We start from the raw sequence: 19955 nt of genomic DNA, 5'->3' as shown, positions 1-19955 counted from the left end.
CCTTGTCGAATCCATTCGTGATAGAGTGAAGATTCGTATTAATCAATTGTTTTACTTAAAAATTTTGCATCAGGAAACCGCGAATGCCCAAGGAAGATTTTGCAAAAACAAGCCCTTGTCCGTCAACGGGCATCGATCTGCAACCCGCCTCGCTGGCCATCTGGGACAGCAAGTATCGTCTCAAGACCTCCAGCGGCGAACCGGTCGATCAGGATCTGGAGGATACCTGGAAACGGGTGGCCGCCACCCTGGCGGCGGTGGAGTCCGAGGAGAAGCGTGCCGATTGGGAGCGTCGTTTTCTCGATGCCCTGCGTCAGGGGGCGATTCCCGGTGGCCGCATCGTCTCGAATGCCGGCGCCGGCGACCACAAACCGGCCACCAGCACCATCAACTGCACGGTCTCCGGCATCGTGGGGGACTCCATGGTCGAAATCCTCGACATGGTGCGCGAAGCGGGTCTCACCCTGAAAGCCGGCTGTGGCATCGGTTACGAGTTTTCCACGCTGCGTCCGCGCGGGGCCTATGTGGCGGGTGCCGGTTCCAGCACCTCCGGCCCGTTGTCGTTCATGGACATCTTCGACGCCATGTGCAAGACCATCTCTTCCGCCGGCGGACGACGGGGCGCGCAGATGGCCACTTTCGACATCTCCCATCCCGACGTGTTGGATTTCATTCGCGCCAAGCGCGAGGATGGCCGTTTGCGTCAGTTCAACCTGTCGTGTCTGATCACCACCCCTTTCATCGAGGCGGTCAAGGAGGATCGCGAGTGGGATCTGGTTTTCCCGGCCAACGCCCGTGAATTGCAGGACCCTGCCATCGAGCTGGTCTACCGTCCCTGGCCGGTGATCAACGCCCCCTATCGCCTCAACGACCGTGGCGAGGTGGCCTGTCGGGTCTATCGTCGTCTGCCGGCGCGGCGGTTGTGGGATCTGATCATGACCTCCACCTATGATTATGCCGAACCGGGGTTCATTCTCATCGACAAGGTGAACGAAATGAACAACAACTGGTTCTGCGAGGAGATCCGTTCCACCAATCCGTGCGGGGAGCAGCCCTTGCCGCCGCATGGGGCCTGTCTGCTCGGTTCCATCGATCTGACCCGTTTCGTGCGTGATCCGTTCACCCCGCGCACCGCCTTCGATTGGGAGCGGTTTCGCGAGGTGGTGCGGGTGTTCACCCGCATGCTCGACAACGTGGTGGAGATCCATGGTCTGCCGTTGGCCCCGCAGGCCGCCGAGATCGCCCGCAAGCGACGTCACGGCATGGGGTTCATGGGGTTGGGTTCGACCATCGTCATGCTCAACATGACCTATGGCGATGCCGCTTCGGTTCGTTTCACCGAGGCTGTCTCCCGTGAGATGGCGATCATCGGTTTCGAATGTGGGATCGAGCTGGCTTTGGAGAAGGGGCCGGCGCCGATCATGGCGGAGTTGTTCACCGTGGATGCCGCCATGCTGGCCAAGCGTCCCGAGATGGCCGCCGATGGCATTCGTATCGGCGATCAGGTGTCCGGCAAGGTGTTGCTGGCCCGTTACAGTCGTTATCTGGCGCAGTTTCCTGCGGTCTTGCGGGAGCGGATCGCCGAGCACGGCTGTCGGTTCACCCATCACACCTCGATCGCGCCCACCGGCACCATTGCCCTGTCGTTGGGCAACAACTGTTCCAACGGCATCGAGCCTAGTTTTTCGCACAAGTATTCGCGCAACGTGATCGTGGCCGGGCGCAAGACCAAGGAGAAGGTGGATGTCTACTCTTACGAGCTGCTGGCCTATCGTGTTCTGATCAATCCCAAGGCCGATCCCTTCGCCACGGACGAGTCAGCCCGTTTGCCGGCCAATTTTCAGGACGCCAGCTCCATTGCGCCCGAGGATCATGTGGAAATTCAGGCTGCGGCGCAAAAGTGGATCGATTCTTCGATCTCCAAGACCATCAACGTGCCGACCGATTTTCCGTATGACCGGTTCAAGGAGATCTATCTCAAGGCTTACGAGAGTGGTTTGAAGGGGTGCACCACGTTCCGGTTCAATCCCGAGGCGTTTCAGGGGGTGTTGGTGAAAAATCAGGATCTGGCCAGCACCACCTATCGGTTTGTGTTGGAGAGTGGGGAGAGTGTGGAGCTGCGTGGCGATGAAGAGGTGGAGTATGACGGGGAGATCCACACCGCCGCCAATCTGTATGATGCGCTGAAGGAGGGGTATTACGGGAAGTTGTGATGTCCGAGAAAGGGTGACGATGTTTGCGGGGGACCGGGGGCGCGACAATTTTTCTTGATCAGACGCGCCTTAAAGAAAACAAGACAAAGACAACAACCAAGTCCCAAGGGCTTTGCCCTTGGATCCCACCAGGGGCCATTGGCCCCTGGACCCCATCCATTTTCGCTCAGAACGGGATATCGTCGCTGAAACTCGGGGGCTGGGCGAAATCATCCAACGGCGGATGACTGGCACCACCGCCGCCGCCACTCCCGCCACCACTCCCGCCACCGCCACCACTCCCGCGACCTCCCGCCGCCGGCGCCGGACGGTGATACTCGGTCGAACCATAATCCTGCCCGCCCGCACCACCACCACCATAACCAGCCCCACCACCCTGCGGCCCCATGCCCGCGGGACGGGAGTCCAACATCATCATCTGACCGTTGTAAGGCTGCAATACCACCTCGGTGGAGTAACGCTCCTGATTCTGATTGTCCGTCCACTTGCGGGTCTGCAACTGACCCTCGATGTAAACCTTGGACCCCTTGCGCAGATACTGCTGGGCGATCTCGGCCAACTTGCCGAAAATGACCACCCGATGCCACTCGGTCCGCTCCTGCATCTGCCCCTGCTGATCCTTCCAGGATTCGGAAGTGGCAATGCGCAGATTGGCGATGGGACGCCCGTCCTGGGTGAAACGCACCTCCGGATCCGAGCCCAGATTGCCAATCAACTGCACTTTGTTCAATGATCTGGACATCCGCCAAGACTCCCATGCCTTCGAGAAATTTCGCCGTGTATTGTTAAGCGCCTTCGTGGCACAATAGAAAAAAACAGCCGGTTTTGCAAGCATCCCACACCGGCCATGGCCCTTTCATCGAGAACACTTCACCATGCACCACCCCAAGCCGCTGATCGCCTTTCTGATCTGGATCCTCTCGGCCTGCATCGCCCCGCTCCACGCCGAACCGACCCCGCCGCCACCCGATGCCGGCGAAACCATCCCGATGCGCCTGGCGGCCATCCACAAGGGGGATGTGGTCTATGTGCAGGCGCTCTCCCAATTCGCCAAGACGGTCGAAGAGGGCTCGGGAAAAAAAATCCGTCCGGAACTGCTCACCAACGGCAAGAAAGGGGCCGAGGAGACCGCCTTGCAGGAACTCCTCGCCGGAAATCTGGAAGGGGGATTCTTCTCGCCCCTCACCCTGGCACGCCAGGTGGCCCCGTTCCGCGCGCTGGCCACGCCACGCCTTTTCACCCGCCCGGAACAGGTGCGCGGCTTGACCGGATCCGCTCTGGACACCGCCTTGCGCGAGGCGGCGAAAGGTAAAAATCTCCTGGTGGTCGGCTATGGCTCGTACGGATTTTATGGGGTGCTGAACTTTCGCGCCGCGGCCAGCGGAATGCCCACCTGGAACGGCCTGCCGACACGGGTTCCCAACGATCCGTGGATGATCGAACTCCACCAGGCGCTCGGCCTGCAACCCTCTTCCATGCCGGCCTCCGATCTCACCGAGGCGATCAGCTCCGGCTGGGTCCAGGGGATCGCCGCCACCCCGGAGATGCTCAACCGCACCGCCTTCGCCAATGCCAACGCCAAGGCGTTTCACCAGACCCGCCATCTGCACGGCTGGATGGTGCTGGTGGTTCACCTGGAGTGGTTCAACAAACTCCCCCAGACGCTGCAAGAGGGGATCACCCACGCCGCCTCCACGGTTCTGCCACGGGTCATGGAACAAGCCTTCTCCCAGGAGAAGAAGATTCTGGATAAGTGGTCCGCCGAATACCACGTCGCCACCCCGACCCCAACCGAGCAGGAACTGACCTCCGATGCCCTCAAGGCCCTGAGCCAGAAAACGATTCAAGCGTGCGAGACTGAGCTCAATCAACCCGGCGTGGTGACCAAGGCCGCATCGTTCAATCAGGGACCGCCAGCACCGGCCAAACGGGAGTCGTCCGGCAAAAAGGAGGGCGATCCGGCCAAAAGCAAAAAAACCGCGCCCCCCAAAACCAATCCGCAACCAACCCCCGGCTCCGAACCGGCCAGCAAGGCAACACCCAAACCATGAACCTCCTGGAAATCGCCACGCTGATCGGCGCCTATCTGCTGGGCGCGGTTCCATTCGGCCTGATCGTGGCCCGCCTGGCTGGGGTCGGCGACATCCGCGCCCAGGGCAGCGGCAACATCGGCGCCACCAACGTGCTGCGGGTCGCGGGCCGCAAGGCCGGCGCCATCGCCCTGCTGCTCGACATCGGCAAGGGGGCCCTGGCGGTCGGAATCGCCATCGGGCTGCACGGCGTCGAGGCTCCGATCACCGCCGCCACGGTGGTGTGTACCTTCCTGGGCCATCTGTATCCGGTTTACCTGGGCTTCAAGGGTGGCAAGGGGGTGGCGGTGGCCCTCGGGGCCCTGCTGGCCTGGACCCCCTGGTCGGGCTTGCTGATGGTGCTGACCTGGATCGGCATGGCCAAATGGCTGCGGATTTCTTCCCTTTCGGCCCTGATCGCCTTCGTGGTCGGTCCGCTCTCCCTGCTCGTGCTGCCGGCCCCGGCCCTGGCACCCGGCATTCATGGCGTGATCGCGCTGCTGGTCTTCTGGCGCCATTGGGCCAACATCCAACGGTTGCTCGCCGGAACCGAACCGCGCATCGGCAAGAAACAATCCGACGGGTGAGACGTGACAGCCCGTCTGGACGATCCGAATCCCGAACGCGCCATCGACTGGTTGCGCCTGATCCGCTCGCCACGCATCGGACCGGTCCAGATCGCGGAACTGATCGAACATTTGGGTAGCCCGGAAGCGGTGCTCACCGCCTCGCGCGGTCGCCTGTCCGCCATTCCCGGCATCCGCCCGGCCCTGATCCGGATTCTGGAAACCTTCCGCCGCGACATTCCCATCCAGCCGATCGCCAACGAACTCAACCGGTTGCATGCCCTGGGCGGTCGCATGCTCCTGCTCGGCACCCCCGACTATCCGCCCATGCTGGCCGCCATCCACGATCCGCCCCCCGCCCTCTTCGTGGTCGGCGACCCGCGTCATCTCCACGGCGAAACCGCAATCGCCATCACCGGCACCCGTCACGCCACACCCAGAGGACAGGGATTCTGTCGGGAGCTGGCCGGAGCGCTCACCCGCGTCGGCATCGTCGTGGCAAGCGGACTCTCGCGCGGCATCGACGCCGCGGCCCATCTCGGCGCCCTGGAGGCCGATGGTCCCACCGTGGCGGTGGTGGCCACCGGGCTGGACGTGGTTTATCCACGCGAACATCAGGCGTTGCAACAACGCATCGCGGAACAGGGGTGCGTGGTGAGCGAGGCCCCCCTCGGTCTGCAACCGGTCCCCTGGGTCTTTCCACCCCGCGCCCGCATCCTTTCGGGGCTGACGCGCGGCGTGGTGATCGTCGAGGCGCCGGAAAACTCCGGCGCGCTCCTCACCGCCCGAATGGCCCTCGAACAGGGTCGCGAGGTGTTCGCCGTGCCCGGCGCACCCAACGATCCGACCCGGCGCGGCAATTTGAACCTGCTGCGCCAGGGGGCACGCCTGGTGGAACGGGCCGACGACATCCTCGAAGAGCTGGCCTGGAGTCGCCCCGCATCGCCGCTTCCGTCCGCCCTGTCGGCCCCTCCCGGCGCTTTCCACCCTCCCGCGGGTCGGTGTACCGGCGACGCGGCCACCATTCTGACCCTCATCGAAGCCGGTACCTCCCAGGAAGATGATCTGGCTCGGTGTTGTCAATTGACAGTGACCGCGCTTTCACGCATCTTACTGCATCTTGAACTGTCCGGTCTGGTGCAAAGGTTGCCTGGTGGTCGATACGTCACCACGCGACCCGGTTGAATGGCGCGCCGTTCGTGGTTGCATGGCACGCGGCTTGTCTTTGAACACAATCGACCCTGGAACGGTTTCCTCGAATTCCAACCTTCATCGCGAAGCGTCACTTAAAGATTCATGACCACTCTCGTCATCGTGGAGTCTCCGGCCAAGGCCAAGACCATCAATAAGTTCCTCGGCAAGGAATATGCCGTGGCCGCCACCTACGGCCATATCCGGGATCTGCCTTCCAAGGACGGCTCCGTGGATCCGGAGGATCAGTTCCGGATGCACTACGAGGTCTCTTCCGACTCGACCAAGCATGTGGCCGAACTGGCCAAGGCCGCCAAGGGCGCCGAAATGCTGTTGCTGGCCACCGACCCCGATCGCGAGGGCGAGGCGATCTCCTGGCATGTGCTCGAAACCCTGAAAAGCCGCAAGGAGCTGGCCAAGATCCCCTGCAAACGGGTGGTGTTCCACGAGATCACCAAGCGGGCCATCCTGGAGGCCGTCGCCAATCCGCGCGACATCGACATGAATCTGGTCAATGCCCAACAGGCGCGGCGGGCGTTGGATTATCTGGTGGGATTCAACCTGAGTCCGCTCCTTTGGAAGAAGGTGCGGCGCGGTCTTTCCGCCGGACGGGTGCAGTCCGTGGCCCTGCGCCTGATCTGCGAGCGCGAAAACGACATCCGCGCCTTCAAGACGCGAGAGTACTGGAGCATCAGCGCCGATCTGATCCGCGCCGCCCAGGAGCGGAACGCCCGTCCCTTCGAGGCGCGTCTGGCGGTGGCCGAGGGGAAGAAACTCGACCGCTACGACATCCCCAACGAGGAGCGCGCCCGGCAACTGGTCGCCGCCATCGAGGGTCAACCGCTCTACGTGGCCGCCATCGAAAAGAAACGGGTGGCGCGCAACCCCTCGCCCCCTTTCATCACCTCGACTTTGCAACAAGAGGCGTCGCGCAAGCTCGGCTTTTCCGCCCGTCAGACCATGATGGTGGCCCAGAAACTCTACGAAGGGGTCGAGATCACCATGGCCGACGGCTCCAAGGAGACCGTGGGTCTGATCACCTACATGCGTACCGACTCGGTGCAGTTGGCCAACGAGGCGGTCAATGCCATGCGGCAGTTGATCAAGGAGCGGTATGGCGCGGATTATGTGCCCAAAACCCCGCGCAAGTACAAATCCTCGGCCAAGAACGCCCAGGAGGCCCACGAGGCGATCCGACCCACCGATCCGACCCTCCATCCCGAGCAGCTGCGCAAGAGTCTGGATCGGGATGGTTTCCGGCTTTACGAGCTGATCTGGAAGCGGACCATGGCCTGTCAGATGGCCTCGGCGCAAATCGATCAGGTGGCGGTGACCATCTCGGTGGGGAGCGCCGATGCCCACGCGCCGTATCAACTGCGCGCCAACGGCTCTTCGGTGGCCTTTCCCGGCTTCATGGAGGTCTACAGCGAAAGCACCGACGCCAAGCCCGAACAGGAGCGCAACGAGGACGAAACCGATACCATGCTCCCGCCCATGGATCAGGGCGACGCCCTGGCCATGCGCGCGGTCACCCCGCGTCAGCACTTCACCGAACCGCCGCCGCGCTACACCGAGGCCTCGCTGGTGAAGATCCTGGAGAGCTTCGGCATCGGTCGTCCCTCGACCTACGCCCCCACCATGTCCACCCTCCAGGAACGCGGCTATGTGAAGCTCGATGCCCGCAAGTTCGTGCCCGAGGATGTGGGCGAGGTGGTGAACCGTTTTCTGGTCGAGCACTTCGAAAAGTACGTCGATTATCACTTCACCGCCCATCTCGAGGATGATCTCGACGCGGTGTCGCGTGGGGAGAAGGCCTGGGTGCCGCTGCTCGACTCCTTCTGGTCCCCCTTCAAGAGCCAGATCGAGGAGAAGGAGAGCACCACCAAGCGCTCCGACATCACCAGCGAGGCCACGGATCAGAAGTGTCCCGAATGTGAACAGCCGTTGTTCATCAAGCTCGGGCGTTTCGGACGTTTCCTGGCCTGCTCCAACTATCCGGAGTGTCGCTTCACCCAGAATCTGAAAAAAGAGGGCGAGGAGGAGAAACCGGTCGCCCCGCCCGAGGTGTCGGACGAGAAGTGCGACAAGTGCGGCGAACCGATGCTCATCAAGAGCGGTCGTTTCGGCAAATATCTGGCCTGCTCCGGCTATCCGGGCTGTCGCAACATCCAACCCCTTTCCAAGCCGATCGATACCGGCGTGGTCTGCCCGGAGTGCGGCAAAGGAACGTTTTTGGAGAAAAAATCCCGCTACGGCAAGATCTTCTACTCCTGCTCCGCGTATCCGAAGTGCAAAAAAGCCTTGTGGAACAAACCACTTCCCAACACCCCCTGCCCGAAATGCAACGCCCCCTTTCTCACCGAAAAGGTCACCAAGCGGTTCGGCACCGAACTCCTGTGCGCCACGGAGGGGTGTGACTATCGGGTCAAGGTGGCCACCAGTGAGCCGGGTTCGACATGATCCCCACCTCTGAAATCCCGGTCTCCCCAGGCGCCCGACTGCTCGCCTCCCGTTTTGGCGCGCTGCATCTGTTCATCCTCCTGTTTGTGGTCGTTTCGTTCGTGATCCGGGTCATCTTGAGCCTCAAGGCGCTCGATACCCTGGATCCGTCGTTCATCAACCTGGTGATGATCGAAGCCAGCGGATTGCTTTTCGACATTCTCGCCGCCTTTTATTTCTCCATTCCCCTGATCCTCTATCTGATTTTCCTGCCCGATCGGATCCTGCGCCATCCGGTGCAGCGTCTTCTGTTCAAGCTGGTCTATTTTTGCGCTCTGTATGTGTTGATCTTCAACGGCGTCTCGGAGTGGATTTTCTGGGACGAATTCGGGGTGCGTTACAACTTCATCGCCGTGGATTATCTGGTTTACACCCACGAGGTGATCGGCAACATCCGCCAATCCTACCCGGTGCCGAAACTGCTTTCCGCCATTCTGGTGGCCACCTTCGCCATCGGCTGGCTGATCCAGCGGCGCGGCTGGCTCGATCCCACCTTCGCCGCCCTTACCACCCTGCGGGAGCGGGGTCGTCGGGGTTCGCTCTATCTGATCGTTCCGTTGATCGCCTTTGTCGCCATCGATCAGGATCTCTCCGAGGTCTCCAACAACCGTTACCACAACGAGTTGGCCAAAAACGGCATCTATTCGCTTTTTTCCGCGTTCATCCACAACGAATTGCCATACGAGGTGTTCTATCTGCAACGCGACGACCGGGAGATGGCGGCGCGGGTACGGGAGCGGTTGCGGGTATCGCCGGACACCAAACCTCTCGATGCGATCGACCCGCTGGACATTGCCCGTTCCATCGTTCATCCGGGACCGGAAAAGCGGCTCAACGTGATTCAGTTGACCATCGAGTCGATGAGCGCCGAATACATGGCCCTGTTCGGAAACCAGGAGAACATCACCCCGAATCTGGATCGACTGGCCAAGGAGTCTCTCACCTTCACCAATCTGTATGCCACCGGCAACCGTACCGATCGCGGCATGGAGAGTCTGGTGTTGTCGGTTCCGCCCACGCCGGGGCGCAGCAAGGTGAAGCGACCCGATAACGAGGATCTCTTCTCCTCCGGGGATCTGTTCAAGCGACGTGGTTACGATACCCGTTTCATTTATGGCGGGTACGGTTATTTCGACAACATGAACCACTTTTTCGGTCACAACGGTTTCGAGGTGGTGGATAGAACCCTGCTCGACGCCAGCGAGATCACCCATGAAAACATCTGGGGTGTGGCCGACGAGGATCTGTTCCGGCGTACTGTGCGCGAGGCCGATCGGGCTCATGCGGATGGCAAGCCGTTTTATTATTTCGTCATGACCACATCCAACCATCGTCCTTTCACCTATCCGGCGGGTCGCATCGACATTCCTTCGCCGGGAGGGCGTCAGGGTGGGGTGAAATACACCGACTGGGCGATTGGAGAGTTTATCGCCCAGGCGCGCAAGCGGCCCTGGTTTGACGACACGTTGTTCATCATCACCGCGGATCACTGTGCGGGGAGTGCCGGCAAGACCGAATTGCCGGTGCATCGTTATCACATTCCGTTGATGATTCATGCTCCCAGGCATGTTCCGGTGCGCATGGAGTCGGCCTTGATGAGTCAGATCGACATCACGCCGACGATCCTGGGTTTGTTGAATTTCAGCTACACCAGTCGTTTCTTCGGTCAGGACATTTTCCAGACCCCACCCGAGGCGAGGCGCGCCTTCATCGGCACCTATCAGAAGTTGGGTTTTATCATGGGGGATCGATTGACCGTGCTCAGTCCGCAGCATCAGTCGAGTTTCTATCGGTTCGAGCGTCGGGTAGGGGATGAGCGGCAGGTGTTGCAGAAAGAGGAGGATGTCGAGGGGTTGCGGGATGCGATTGCCTTCTATCAGACGGCCAACATCATGCGCAAGAAGGGGTTGGACAAAAAAATCCCGTGATCCAGTCCAGGCTTGAGGTCCAAGGCTCCGGCATGGATAACTGGCAGGATAACTGGCGGGGTCCAGGGGCCAATGGCCCCTGGTGGGATCCAAGGGCAAAGCCCTGGCACTTTGATCTTTTGACGTTTCTTTTTATTTTCGCGCACTCTTCAAATAAAGCGCGCGAAAATAAGTAAAAATGTGTCTCCTTATGGGGGTACCACCCTCAACCAGAAGCAGACCAGCCATGTCAATCCTGAATCTCACCCCAACATCACCGTCACATTTTCATCCACAACCACCTGTGGATCACCTTGTGGATGTTTGCAGGCACAAACTGGGCAAAAACACGCCCATGACCGTCAAAACCCACGGTGCGCACAGTTAATCCCCTGAACCATCCACGCATCATGCCCAGGAGAATTGATAAAATTTGTAAATTATTTCAATAGTTTATCAAAAAGATCCACAATTCGGGCTCCCCTTTATTATTCCATCTTTTGATTTATAAAAGAAAATAGCATATAGAATGGCCTCAACCGACCATTCGTCACCATGTATCCTCAACCGAAATCTCATCCATTCGAAAAGGATCTCAAAGCAAAATCCATGCCCACGACCGAACCGAATCACCGTTTTTTAAGAGCCTGTCTGGGATTGCCCACGGATCGGGCGCCAATCTGGATCATGCGTCAGGCAGGTCGTTACCTGCCCGAATACATGCAGGTACGCCGGGAAGCTGGAGATTTCCTCTCCTTATGCAAAAATCCCGAATTGGCCGCCAAGGTGACCTGGCAACCCATCGAACGGTTCGGTCTGGACGCGGCGATTCTTTTTTCGGATATTCTGGTGATTCCCGAGGCCATGGGCATGGGGTTGAGTTTTGGTACCGGTGAGGGTCCGATTCTCAATCCCCGCATCGAGACATCAACCGATGTGGAGCGATTGCGCGCGCCGGATCCGGAAAAGGATTTGAAATACGTCATGGATGCCATCCGGACCATTCGTACCCTGCTTGCGGATCGGGTGCCTCTGATCGGCTTTTCCGGCAGTCCCTGGACCCTGGCCACCTACATGGTCGAAGGTGGGTCGAGTCGCAGTTTCACGCGGGTTCTGGGCATGCTGCGCGAACATCCCGAGGTGATGCAACGTCTGCTGGATCGACTGATCGAGGCGGTGACCGACTATCTCAACGCCCAGATTCGCCACGGGGTGCAGGCGGTTCAGATTTTTGATACCTGGGGTGGCGTGCTTGACCACGATGAATTCCTGAACTTCTCTCTGGAGAGCATGCGCCGCATTGTGGCCGGATTGCGACGCATCGGACCGGATGGCATGCCGGTTCCGGTGATTCTGTTTGCCAAGGGGTGCGGGGAGCATCTTGAGGCCATGGCCGAAAGCGGTTGTCAGGTGGTGGGATTGGACTGGACCACGGATATTGGTCAGGCCCGTTTGCGGGTCGGTGGCAAGGTGGCCTTGCAGGGCAACATGGATCCCGGCTTGTTGCGCGCTTCGCCCGAGGAGATCAGGCAGGAGGCGGAACGGATCCTGCGGGCGTATGGTCCCCATCCGGGACACATTTTCAATCTGGGTCACGGCATTGCTCCGGATTGTCTGCCCGAACGGGTGGGGGTGTTGGTCGAGGCCGTGCGGAATTTCTCCTTTCAGGGGTCTTGATCACGTCATGAGCGATGCCATCGTCATATCCCAGGAGGTTCGATTCGACCGCGCCCTGATCGAAAAGTACGATCGGTCCGGACCGCGTTATACCTCCTATCCCACGGCCCCGCATTTTCACGAGGGGTTTGGACCCGAGGATTTCCGGCGCGAGATCGCCCGTTCCAGCGCCGAAAAGCCGGATCGTCCTCTCTCCCTGTATCTTCATATCCCGTTTTGCGACACGGTTTGCTATTACTGCGCCTGCAACAAGATCATCACCCCGGATCGTACCCGCGCTGTGCCGTATCTGGATGCCCTGATCCGGGAAATCGAATTGATGGCCCGGAATTTCACCTCGGAGCGGCAGGTTCGGCAGATCCATTTCGGTGGGGGATCTCCCTCTTACCTGACCATGGAGCAGACCGTCCGGTTGTGGAGCGCCTTGCGCGATCATTTCCATCTGGCGGACAAAAGCGCGGGCGAATACGGCATCGAGGCCGATCCGCGCGAGTGTCCGACCGGGACCATCGCCCGGTTGGGGGAGATCGGGTTCAACCGTGTTTCCTTCGGGGTACAGGATCTGGAACCTGCGGTACAGAAGGCGGTGAATCGCATTCAGCCTCTTGAACTGACTCAGCGATGTGTGGAGGAGGCTCGCGCCAACGGCTTTCATTCAATCAATCTGGATTTGATCTACGGTCTTCCCTTGCAGACCGAAGCCTCCTTCATGAAGACTTTGGAGGTGGTGATCACCGATCTGCAACCGGATCGGTTGGCGGTGTTCAACTATGCCCATCTGCCGCAATACTTCACTCCGCAACGTCGCATCGACGTCAATCAGTTGCCGAGCGCCGAGGTGAAGCTGCGCATTCTCGAACAGACCATTTCCCGATTGTTGGCCGCAGGTTATGTTTATGTCGGCATGGATCATTTTGCCAAGCCGGATGACGAGTTGGCCATGTCGCAGCGATTGGGCACCTTGCATCGTAATTTTCAGGGTTATACCACCCGTGCCGAGTGTGATCTGGTGGGATTGGGTTTGACTTCGATCAGTCAGTTTGGTCATGCCTATGCTCAGAATTACAAGACCCTTCCGGAGTATTATGCCCGCATGGATGCCGGGGAGTTGGCGATTTTCCGGGGATTGGAATTGAGTGTCGATGATCGGATTCGGCGGGATGTGATCATGCGGTTGATGTGTGATTTCCAGTTGGACCGTCAAGGGACCGGGGAGCGTTTGGGGATTGATTTCGATCAATATTTTTCGGTTGAGAATGGTGAGATCGCCCGGATGGTGGATGAAGGATTGTTGGAGGATGATGGAAGGTGTGTGCGGGTGACGGCTGGGGGGCGGTTGTTGATTCGCAATGTATGCATGGCGTTTGATTGGTATTTGGCCAACGGGCCCCAGAAGAAGGCTTTTTCCAAGACGATTTGATGAAAATGAAGGTGAAGGTAGGTTGAGAAGGGGCGGGGGAGGAAGCAGGCGCTGACAACTGGCGGGGTCCAGGGGCCAATGGCCCCTGGTAGGATCCAAGGGCAAAGCCCTTGGTGGGATCCAAGGGCAACGCCCTTGGGACTTATTCTTTATGCCGTTCGCGCGCTTTACACGATAAGCCCATTTTCGCGTTTTTTGCGAAAATGGGCGCAAGCGCGCGGGTCTCATGTGCCCCCTCCTTATGCCCGCCAGGGCATAAGGAGGGGGCGAATTGCTCGCGGAAGGCGAGAGGCTTCCGGAGGTCTGATTCCGGGCCATGTTCGCGGCATCGTTTCGCCAAAAAGCGCGAAACGATGCCGCAGCCAAGGCGGCGCGCAGCGTTTTTTCGCAAAAAGCGCGAAAAAACGCTTTTTTGTAGAGCGCGCCAAAGGCACAAGCTAAAGACAAAGACATAAGACAAAGGCACAAGCAAAACCTTGGAGGCTCTGCCTCCAAACCTCCGCCGGGGACCTTCGGTCCCCGGACCCCTGCAACGGTTTTTATTCTTTCAATCACCGGTACATGAACACCACATTCCCTGGCCATACCCTGATCCTCGGCGGCGGCATCTCCGGCCTCTCCCTCGCCTGGTTTTTGCACCAACGCGGTCAACCCGTCACCGTGCTCGACGCTGGTCAACGCCCCGGCGGCTCAATCCGCACCGAACACGATCAGGGTTACCAGATCGAACTGGGCCCCAACTCCACCTTGCAAAAAGCCGGCGATACCGATGACGCCCTGGGCCGCCTGGTCAAGGATCTGAATCTCGATGAACGCTTGATCGAAGCCTCACCGGTCTCCTCGAAACGCTTCGTCATGCATCACGGTCGCTTGAAGGCTTTGCCAGACTCACCACCGAAATTCATTCTTTCGACGATTTTCTCCCCATGGGCCAAATTGCGACTCCTGGCCGAACCCCTCATCGGCTGGGTTCACCACGAGGAGCACATCGCCGAATTCGTGACCCGACGCCTGGGACGGGAGTTCCTCGACTACGCCATCGATCCCTTCATCTCCGGAGTCTACGCCGGCGATCCAGGCAGTCTGTCGGTGGCGGCGGCGGCACCCAAGATACACCAACTGGAACAAAGCTGGGGATCCCTGATCGTCGGCGGCATCATGGTCGGCAAGAAAAACAAGGCGATGGGCATGCCTCGGGGACGACTGGTGACCTTCGATGGAGGCCTGGAACTGCTGCCGGCCACCATCACCGCCCGTCTTCCCGCCGGCACGGTGCGCACCGGAATCGAGGTGATCACCGTGCGTCCGGTCGAGGGCGGCTGGCAGGTGGAATGGCGCAATCCCCAAGGTGAACGGGGTTTGGAACGGGCCGAACGGGTGGTATTGGCCATGCCGGCCCACGCGGCGGCCAAGGCGCTCTTCACCACCCTTCCCGCCGCCAGTCAACTGTTGGCGGGTATCGCTTACGCGCCGGTCGCCTCGACCGCGTTGGGTTATGCCCGCGACCAGGTGAGCCATCCGTTGGATGGATTCGGGTTTCTCTTGCCCCGCCGCGAACGGGTACGTCTGCTCGGTGCGCTCTTCTCCTCGTCGCTTTTTCCCGGACGCGCGCCGGACAACAAGGTGTTGTTGACCAGCTTCATCGGCGGGGCCATGGATCACCAGGCCCTGACCATGCCCGATCCGGTACTCGAAGCCTGGGTACGCAAGGATCTGGCCGATACCCTGGGGATTCGCGGCGAACCGGAATTGTTGCGCATGACCCGTTATCAGCAAGCCATTCCGCAATACAACGTCGGCCATCTGAACCGGATCAAGGCGCTGGACAAGATCCTGAAAGCCTATCCGGGGATTCACACCCGCGCCAACTGGCGGGATGGCATCTCGGTATCGGATTGCGTGCTCAACGCCGAGAAGCTGGCCAAACGTATGACCGGTGAGCTGCCGGAAGAGCCGGAAGAGGAGGAGGGACAACCCGCATGACCCGTCTGATCGCCCTGGATACCGAAACCACCGGACTTTCCCCCAACAGGGGGGATCGCATCGTCGAGATCGGTTGCGTGGAGCTGATTCATATGCGCAAGGGGGCGACACGGCAGTGGTTCATCAATCCGGAACGACCGATTCCCGCCGAGGCGACCCGCATTCACGGCATCACCGATGAGAAGGTGGCCAATGAACCGATTTTCAGGAAAATTGCCGAGGACTTTTTGGCTTTTATCGGTTCGGATCAACTGGTGATTTACAATGCCGGATTTGATCTGGGTTTTCTGAATGCCGAACTGGCGCGGATCAAACGACCCCTGCTGGATGGTTCCCGGGTGATTGATGCCCTGATGTTGGCGCGGAAACGTTTTCCTGGGGCCAAGGCTGATTTGGATTCGGTCTGCAAACGGTTGAAGATTGACAACGCGCATCGCAAGTTGCATGGCGCGTTGTTGGATGCGGAGCTGTTGGCCGAGGTGTATGTTGCCTTGAATGGCGGCGCGCAGTTCGCGATGGATTTGACTGGCGGGGTTGAAGAGGTTGTCGTCAAGGTTGCAACCACGGAGCAGGCGGTAACCGTGGATGTGGTTCGTCCGGTGCGTGTCTGGCCGATCGCCAGGGAGGAAGAGCAGGCCCATGCGGCGTTTCTGGAGTTCATGCAGAAAGAGCATGGTGCCTGTTTGTGGACGAATTGAGGGGGTGTTTCAACGGTCGCAAGGGTCCGGGGACCAAAGGTCCCCGGCTTAATGCGGAGGCAGCAGCCCCGCGCGCTTGCCATGGACCCCGAACCCCGCGAGTTTTTGCAACGCTCCTCACATCTCATCGATGAAATTGGGCACCTGACTCTCCAGACCCACCGCCTTTTCCACATCAAGGACAAAGGCGATGCCGGAGCCGGGTTGATGAAAAGCCCCCACTTTCTTGATGGTCTTTAGAACCGGCTTGACCAGATGCTCTTCGACCAAAAACAAAATCATGTCACGCTGAATGTCGAGGGTCAGACCAAAAATGGTCTTGACACCATGAATGCCCACACCACGCGCGGGAATGATCGTGGCGCCGGTCGCGCCGGATTTGCGTGCTGCGGCCACGATTCCGTCGCTCAAGTCGGAACGGATGGTCACCACGATCAGCTTGAAACGCATGCGACTCTCCGTGCTCATTCCAGACTGCCGTAAGAGGAGGTTCTACGCCGCCGCCGCATGATGAGTCCGGCAATGAAACCAACGATCAACACACCGGCACCCGCCAGGAAAAAAAGCGTGTCGGACTGCTTTTCCAAGATGCGGTTCTCATCGTTGGCCTGTTTCAGCTCCTTTTCCAGTCGCGAGGTCTTGGAGACCAGCTCCTGGTTCTCCTGCTCGATACGCAGGGCATTGCGGGAGACCTCCTGGATACGCTTGAGTTCGTTCTGGAGCTTCTCCTGGTTCACCAGCTTGGCGCGCAACTCGTCGATTTCGGCACGCAGCTGGTTGCGTTCGATCTCCGGCGGGATCTTGGTGGAAAGGGAACGATGCGCCACCCAGCCGTCACTGCCGTCGGGAAGACGAACATGATCCCATCCGGAACCGTTGCTTTCCAAGAACTCCAGCTTGTCCCCGGCCTTGAGGGTGCGGATCACCGGAGCATTCAAACCCGCCGAACGGCGCATATTGATCTGCTCATCCGCGACATAGCGATCCTCGGACAGGGCTGGCAGGGCTTGCATGGCCAGCAACAGGCCGAGGCAAAGTGCCGTGATCCATTTGATTTCAAGGCCACTACGCCTTGAGGGCGGAAAAAATTCGTTCATGCGTGAACCCGATCCTGTTGAAAGTAATCCGTTTTGATTTATGATGCCTGTTTGGCGGGGTTCGTCAACCACAGAAAGCCCCAAGCCCCGACCCTTTTTCCATTGATTGCCTCAAGCGATTCCAAGGAGCCGATATGTCGTTGGACAACCATGTCAGCAAGGCACGCGTGCTGGTCGAGGCCTTGCCTTACATGCGCCGATTCGATGGCGCCACCTTTGTGATCAAGTATGGCGGTCACGCCATGGTCGATGAGAGTCTCAAGAAGAGTTTCGCCCAGGATGTGATTCTGCTGCGCCAGATCGGGATCAATCCGGTGGTGGTGCATGGCGGCGGACCGCAGATCAGCCAGATCATGACACGCATGGGGTTGAAACCCCGGATGATCGACGGGCAGCGGGTGACCGACGAGGAGACCGTCAACGTGGTGGAAATGGTGTTGGCCGGCAAGGTCAACAAGGATATCGTCAACCTGATCAACCTCAACGGTGGCCGGGCCGCCGGATTGTCCGGCAAGGATGGTCACATGATCCTGGCGCGCAAGCGTCCGCCGAAACGCAAGGCGGCTCCGGATTCGGAACAGCCCGAAGAGCTGATCGACCTGGGTTGGGTCGGCGACGTGGAGGAGGTCGATACCACGCTTTTGAAGATGTTCCGGAATTCCGACGTGATTCCGGTGGTGGCGCCGGTGGGGGTGGGTCGTGCCGGCGAGACCTACAACATCAACGCCGATGCGGTGGCCGGCAAGGTGGCCGCGGCGTTGAAGGCGGAAAAGCTGATTCTTCTGACCGACGTTCCCGGCGTGCGCGATCAGGAGGGGGGGTTGATCAGCCGTCTCGGGGCCACGGAGGCGATCCGGATGATTCGCGAGGGTGTGATCAGCGGCGGCATGATTCCGAAGGTGGAGACCTGTCTGGCGGCGCGGCACGGCGGGGTGACCACCACCCACATCATCGATGGCCGGGTGGAGCATGCCCTGCTTCTGGAGATCTTCACGGATCAGGGAATCGGCACGCTGGTGGCATGACCCTCCCTTTCGGGATGGTTTGGACCGGACCTGCCAATGCGGTGAAAGATAGGGCATCGCGACAAGGGTTCGAACGTGTTGGGTTGAAATCAAGGCCGCCATCGGCGGTCCATGGAAAGGGTCAAAAAATGATCGCACCCGTTGTCGTGCAAATCCGGTGCCGCCATGCCTGAACAGGACGAAATGCCTGGCCAACCGCTAGGCAAGGATGCGTTGATCGCCTGGATGGAACAGGGTTGCAAGCCGTCCCGGGAGTGGCGCATTGGCACGGAACACGAAAAGTTCGGCTTTGACAAGCATGATCTCCGGCCCATTCCCTACGAGGGTCCCAACGGCATCGAGACCCTGTTGACCGGAATGGCCGGTCGTTTCGGTTGGGAGATCGAGCTTGAACAGGGCCGACCGATCGCCTTGAAGAAGGATCGGGCGGCCATCACCCTCGAGCCGGGCGGACAGGTGGAGCTTTCCGGCGCGCCCATGAAGGACATTCATGCCGCCTGGCAGGAGATCGACGACCATTTGCATCAACTCGGCCAGGTGTGTCGCGAGTTGGGGGTGGCCTTTCTGGGGATCGGCGCGCAGCCCTTGTGGCCCTTCGAGGCGATCCCGTGGATGCCCAAGGGGCGTTATCGGGCCATGCGTGCCTATCTGCCCACCCGTGGTCATCTGAGTCTTGACATGATGGCGCGTACCGCCACGGTTCAGGCCAATCTCGATTTCGGCGACGAGGCCGACATGGTGCGCAAGTTCCGGCTGGCGCTGGCCTTGCAGCCTCTGGTGACCGCGTTGTTCGCCAACTCTCCGTTCATGGATGGCAAGCCGACCGGTTTCTTGTCGCATCGGGCCTGGATCTGGCGTCACACCGATCCGGATCGGTGCGGCTGGCTGCCGTTCGTTTTCGAGGCGGGATTCGGTTTCGAGCGTTATGTCGAATATGCGCTCGATACCCCGATGTTGTTCATCCATCGCGACAAAACCTATCGCGATGCGGGGGGCGTGCCGTTTCGGGCCTTTCTGGAGGGCAGGCATCCGGCCTTGCCAGGCGTTCATGCCACCCTTTCCGATTGGGAGACCCATTTGACCACGTTGTTTCCGGATGTGCGGTTGAAGCGCTATCTGGAGACGCGAGGCGCGGACGCGGGCAATTCCGCGACGTTGTGTGCCCTGCCGGCCTTCTGGAAGGGGATTCTCTATCACGAGGATGCGATATCGGCCTGTTGGGAGTTGGTGAAGGATTGGGGGCATGAGGAGCGGGCGGCGATTCATGCCGAGGTGCCGCGTTTGGCGTTGCAGACGCCGATTCCCGGCCATCGCACTTTGCGGGATTTGGCGTTGGAGGTCTTGCCGCACGCCAAGGCCGGGTTGGCCGCGCACAGTCGGTTGAACGCCAAGGGGTGTGACGAGACGATGTTTTTGAAGCCTCTTTTTGCCACGGCGGCCAGTGGGGTGACGCCCGCGGAGCGGATGTTGGAGGCCTACCGGCAGCGTTGGGGTGGGCGGGTGGAGCCGGTGTTCGTGGAGCAGGAGTTCGAAACCTTTTTGGCGGAGTGTGGTTGAGGAGACGGCGCGGCGCTGACAACTGGCGGGTTCCAGGGACCCATGGCCCCTGG

The 19955-nt window shown here is 59.9% G+C and carries 15 protein-coding genes; 12 read left to right on the top strand and 3 right to left on the bottom strand.

Annotation, left to right across the window (positions count from 1 at the left end):
- The first annotated feature begins 83 nt into the window (after nt 1-83).
- On the top strand, nt 84-2213 hold the full coding sequence (locus ACOY6C_RS14715) for an adenosylcobalamin-dependent ribonucleoside-diphosphate reductase (RefSeq protein WP_420906274.1): 2130 nt from the start codon (nt 84-86) through the stop codon (nt 2211-2213).
- A gap of 166 nt (nt 2214-2379) precedes the next feature.
- Here ACOY6C_RS14715 and ssb read toward each other — a convergent pair whose 3' ends face one another.
- A complete protein-coding gene (gene ssb / locus ACOY6C_RS14710) occupies nt 2380-2955 on the bottom strand; it encodes a single-stranded DNA-binding protein (RefSeq protein WP_420906273.1) in 576 nt (191 codons plus the stop codon).
- A 133-nt stretch (nt 2956-3088) separates the two neighbouring features.
- Here ssb and ACOY6C_RS14705 point away from each other — a divergent pair, with 133 nt between their 5' ends.
- The 9 genes from ACOY6C_RS14705 (at nt 3089) to dnaQ (ending at nt 16223) form a co-directional block, all read left to right on the top strand.
- A complete protein-coding gene (locus tag ACOY6C_RS14705) occupies nt 3089-4264 on the top strand; it encodes a TRAP transporter substrate-binding protein (RefSeq protein WP_420906272.1) in 1176 nt (391 codons plus the stop codon).
- A complete protein-coding gene (plsY, locus tag ACOY6C_RS14700) occupies nt 4261-4869 on the top strand; it encodes a glycerol-3-phosphate 1-O-acyltransferase PlsY (RefSeq protein WP_420906271.1) in 609 nt (202 codons plus the stop codon). Before ACOY6C_RS14705 ends, plsY begins: the two co-directional genes overlap by 4 nt.
- A gap of 3 nt (nt 4870-4872) precedes the next feature.
- The gene (gene dprA / locus ACOY6C_RS14695; protein ID WP_420906270.1) at nt 4873-6033 is read left to right on the top strand and encodes a DNA-processing protein DprA; all 1161 of its coding nucleotides are present in this window, start codon (nt 4873-4875) and stop codon (nt 6031-6033) included.
- Between the two features lie 111 nt (nt 6034-6144).
- The gene (topA, locus tag ACOY6C_RS14690) at nt 6145-8499 is read left to right on the top strand and encodes a type I DNA topoisomerase (RefSeq protein ID WP_420906269.1); all 2355 of its coding nucleotides are present in this window, start codon (nt 6145-6147) and stop codon (nt 8497-8499) included.
- Nucleotides 8496-10466 (top strand): LTA synthase family protein, encoded by a 1971-nt coding sequence (locus ACOY6C_RS14685; protein ID WP_420906268.1) that lies wholly within the window; start codon nt 8496-8498, stop codon nt 10464-10466. The genes topA and ACOY6C_RS14685 overlap by 4 nt, the downstream gene beginning before the upstream one ends.
- Before the next feature lie 588 nt (nt 10467-11054).
- Nucleotides 11055-12122: a uroporphyrinogen decarboxylase gene (gene hemE, locus ACOY6C_RS14680; RefSeq protein ID WP_420906267.1), complete on the top strand. Its 1068-nt coding sequence runs from the start codon at nt 11055-11057 to the stop codon at nt 12120-12122.
- 7 nt (nt 12123-12129) lie between these two features.
- Nucleotides 12130-13542 (top strand): oxygen-independent coproporphyrinogen III oxidase, encoded by a 1413-nt coding sequence (hemN, locus tag ACOY6C_RS14675; RefSeq protein ID WP_420906266.1) that lies wholly within the window; start codon nt 12130-12132, stop codon nt 13540-13542.
- 561 nt (nt 13543-14103) lie between these two features.
- Nucleotides 14104-15525 carry a protoporphyrinogen oxidase gene (gene hemG / locus ACOY6C_RS14670; RefSeq protein WP_420906265.1) on the top strand — a complete coding sequence of 474 codons (1422 nt, stop codon included), beginning with the start codon at nt 14104-14106 and terminating at the stop codon, nt 15523-15525.
- On the top strand, nt 15522-16223 hold the full coding sequence (gene dnaQ, locus ACOY6C_RS14665; protein ID WP_420906264.1) for a DNA polymerase III subunit epsilon: 702 nt from the start codon (nt 15522-15524) through the stop codon (nt 16221-16223). The genes hemG and dnaQ overlap by 4 nt, the downstream gene beginning before the upstream one ends.
- 117 nt (nt 16224-16340) lie before the next feature.
- On the opposite strand, the gene ACOY6C_RS14660 is transcribed toward dnaQ, so the two are convergent.
- Together ACOY6C_RS14660 and ACOY6C_RS14655 are read right to left on the bottom strand one after the other, a co-directional pair.
- On the bottom strand, nt 16341-16673 hold the full coding sequence (locus ACOY6C_RS14660) for a P-II family nitrogen regulator (RefSeq protein ID WP_420906696.1): 333 nt from the start codon (nt 16671-16673) through the stop codon (nt 16341-16343).
- 14 nt (nt 16674-16687) lie between these two features.
- On the bottom strand, nt 16688-17320 hold the full coding sequence (locus tag ACOY6C_RS14655; protein WP_420906263.1) for a TIGR04211 family SH3 domain-containing protein: 633 nt from the start codon (nt 17318-17320) through the stop codon (nt 16688-16690).
- A gap of 134 nt (nt 17321-17454) precedes the next feature.
- On the opposite strand from ACOY6C_RS14655, the gene argB reads away from it, so the two are divergent.
- On the top strand, nt 17455-18345 hold the full coding sequence (gene argB, locus ACOY6C_RS14650) for an acetylglutamate kinase (protein WP_420906262.1): 891 nt from the start codon (nt 17455-17457) through the stop codon (nt 18343-18345).
- 165 nt (nt 18346-18510) lie between these two features.
- Nucleotides 18511-19902: a glutamate--cysteine ligase gene (locus tag ACOY6C_RS14645; RefSeq protein WP_420906261.1), complete on the top strand. Its 1392-nt coding sequence runs from the start codon at nt 18511-18513 to the stop codon at nt 19900-19902.
- Nucleotides 19903-19955: the final 53 nt, after the last annotated feature.

The organism is Candidatus Magnetaquiglobus chichijimensis (assembly GCF_045865675.1).
Taxonomy (GTDB): Bacteria; Pseudomonadota; Magnetococcia; order Magnetococcales; family Magnetaquicoccaceae; genus Magnetaquiglobus; species Magnetaquiglobus chichijimensis.
This window is presented reverse-complemented; position numbering and strand designations above follow the sequence as displayed.

Bases quoted from the DNA above. Each gene is read 5' to 3' on its own strand.
- argB (WP_420906262.1), top strand. From the start codon at position 17,455: ATGTCGTTGGACAACCATGTCAGCAAGGCACGCGTGCTGGTCGAGGCC.
- hemN (WP_420906266.1), top strand. From the start codon at position 12,130: ATGAGCGATGCCATCGTCATATCCCAGGAGGTTCGATTCGACCGCGCC.
- dnaQ (WP_420906264.1), top strand. From the start codon at position 15,522: ATGACCCGTCTGATCGCCCTGGATACCGAAACCACCGGACTTTCCCCC.
- hemE (WP_420906267.1), top strand. From the start codon at position 11,055: ATGCCCACGACCGAACCGAATCACCGTTTTTTAAGAGCCTGTCTGGGA.
- ACOY6C_RS14645 (WP_420906261.1), top strand. From the start codon at position 18,511: ATGCCTGAACAGGACGAAATGCCTGGCCAACCGCTAGGCAAGGATGCG.
- ACOY6C_RS14655 (WP_420906263.1), bottom strand. From the start codon at position 17,320: ATGAACGAATTTTTTCCGCCCTCAAGGCGTAGTGGCCTTGAAATCAAA.
- ACOY6C_RS14685 (WP_420906268.1), top strand. From the start codon at position 8,496: ATGATCCCCACCTCTGAAATCCCGGTCTCCCCAGGCGCCCGACTGCTC.
- plsY (WP_420906271.1), top strand. From the start codon at position 4,261: ATGAACCTCCTGGAAATCGCCACGCTGATCGGCGCCTATCTGCTGGGC.
- ACOY6C_RS14660 (WP_420906696.1), bottom strand. From the start codon at position 16,673: ATGCGTTTCAAGCTGATCGTGGTGACCATCCGTTCCGACTTGAGCGAC.
- ACOY6C_RS14715 (WP_420906274.1), top strand. From the start codon at position 84: ATGCCCAAGGAAGATTTTGCAAAAACAAGCCCTTGTCCGTCAACGGGC.
- hemG (WP_420906265.1), top strand. From the start codon at position 14,104: ATGAACACCACATTCCCTGGCCATACCCTGATCCTCGGCGGCGGCATC.
- ACOY6C_RS14705 (WP_420906272.1), top strand. From the start codon at position 3,089: ATGCACCACCCCAAGCCGCTGATCGCCTTTCTGATCTGGATCCTCTCG.
- topA (WP_420906269.1), top strand. From the start codon at position 6,145: ATGACCACTCTCGTCATCGTGGAGTCTCCGGCCAAGGCCAAGACCATC.
- ssb (WP_420906273.1), bottom strand. From the start codon at position 2,955: ATGTCCAGATCATTGAACAAAGTGCAGTTGATTGGCAATCTGGGCTCG.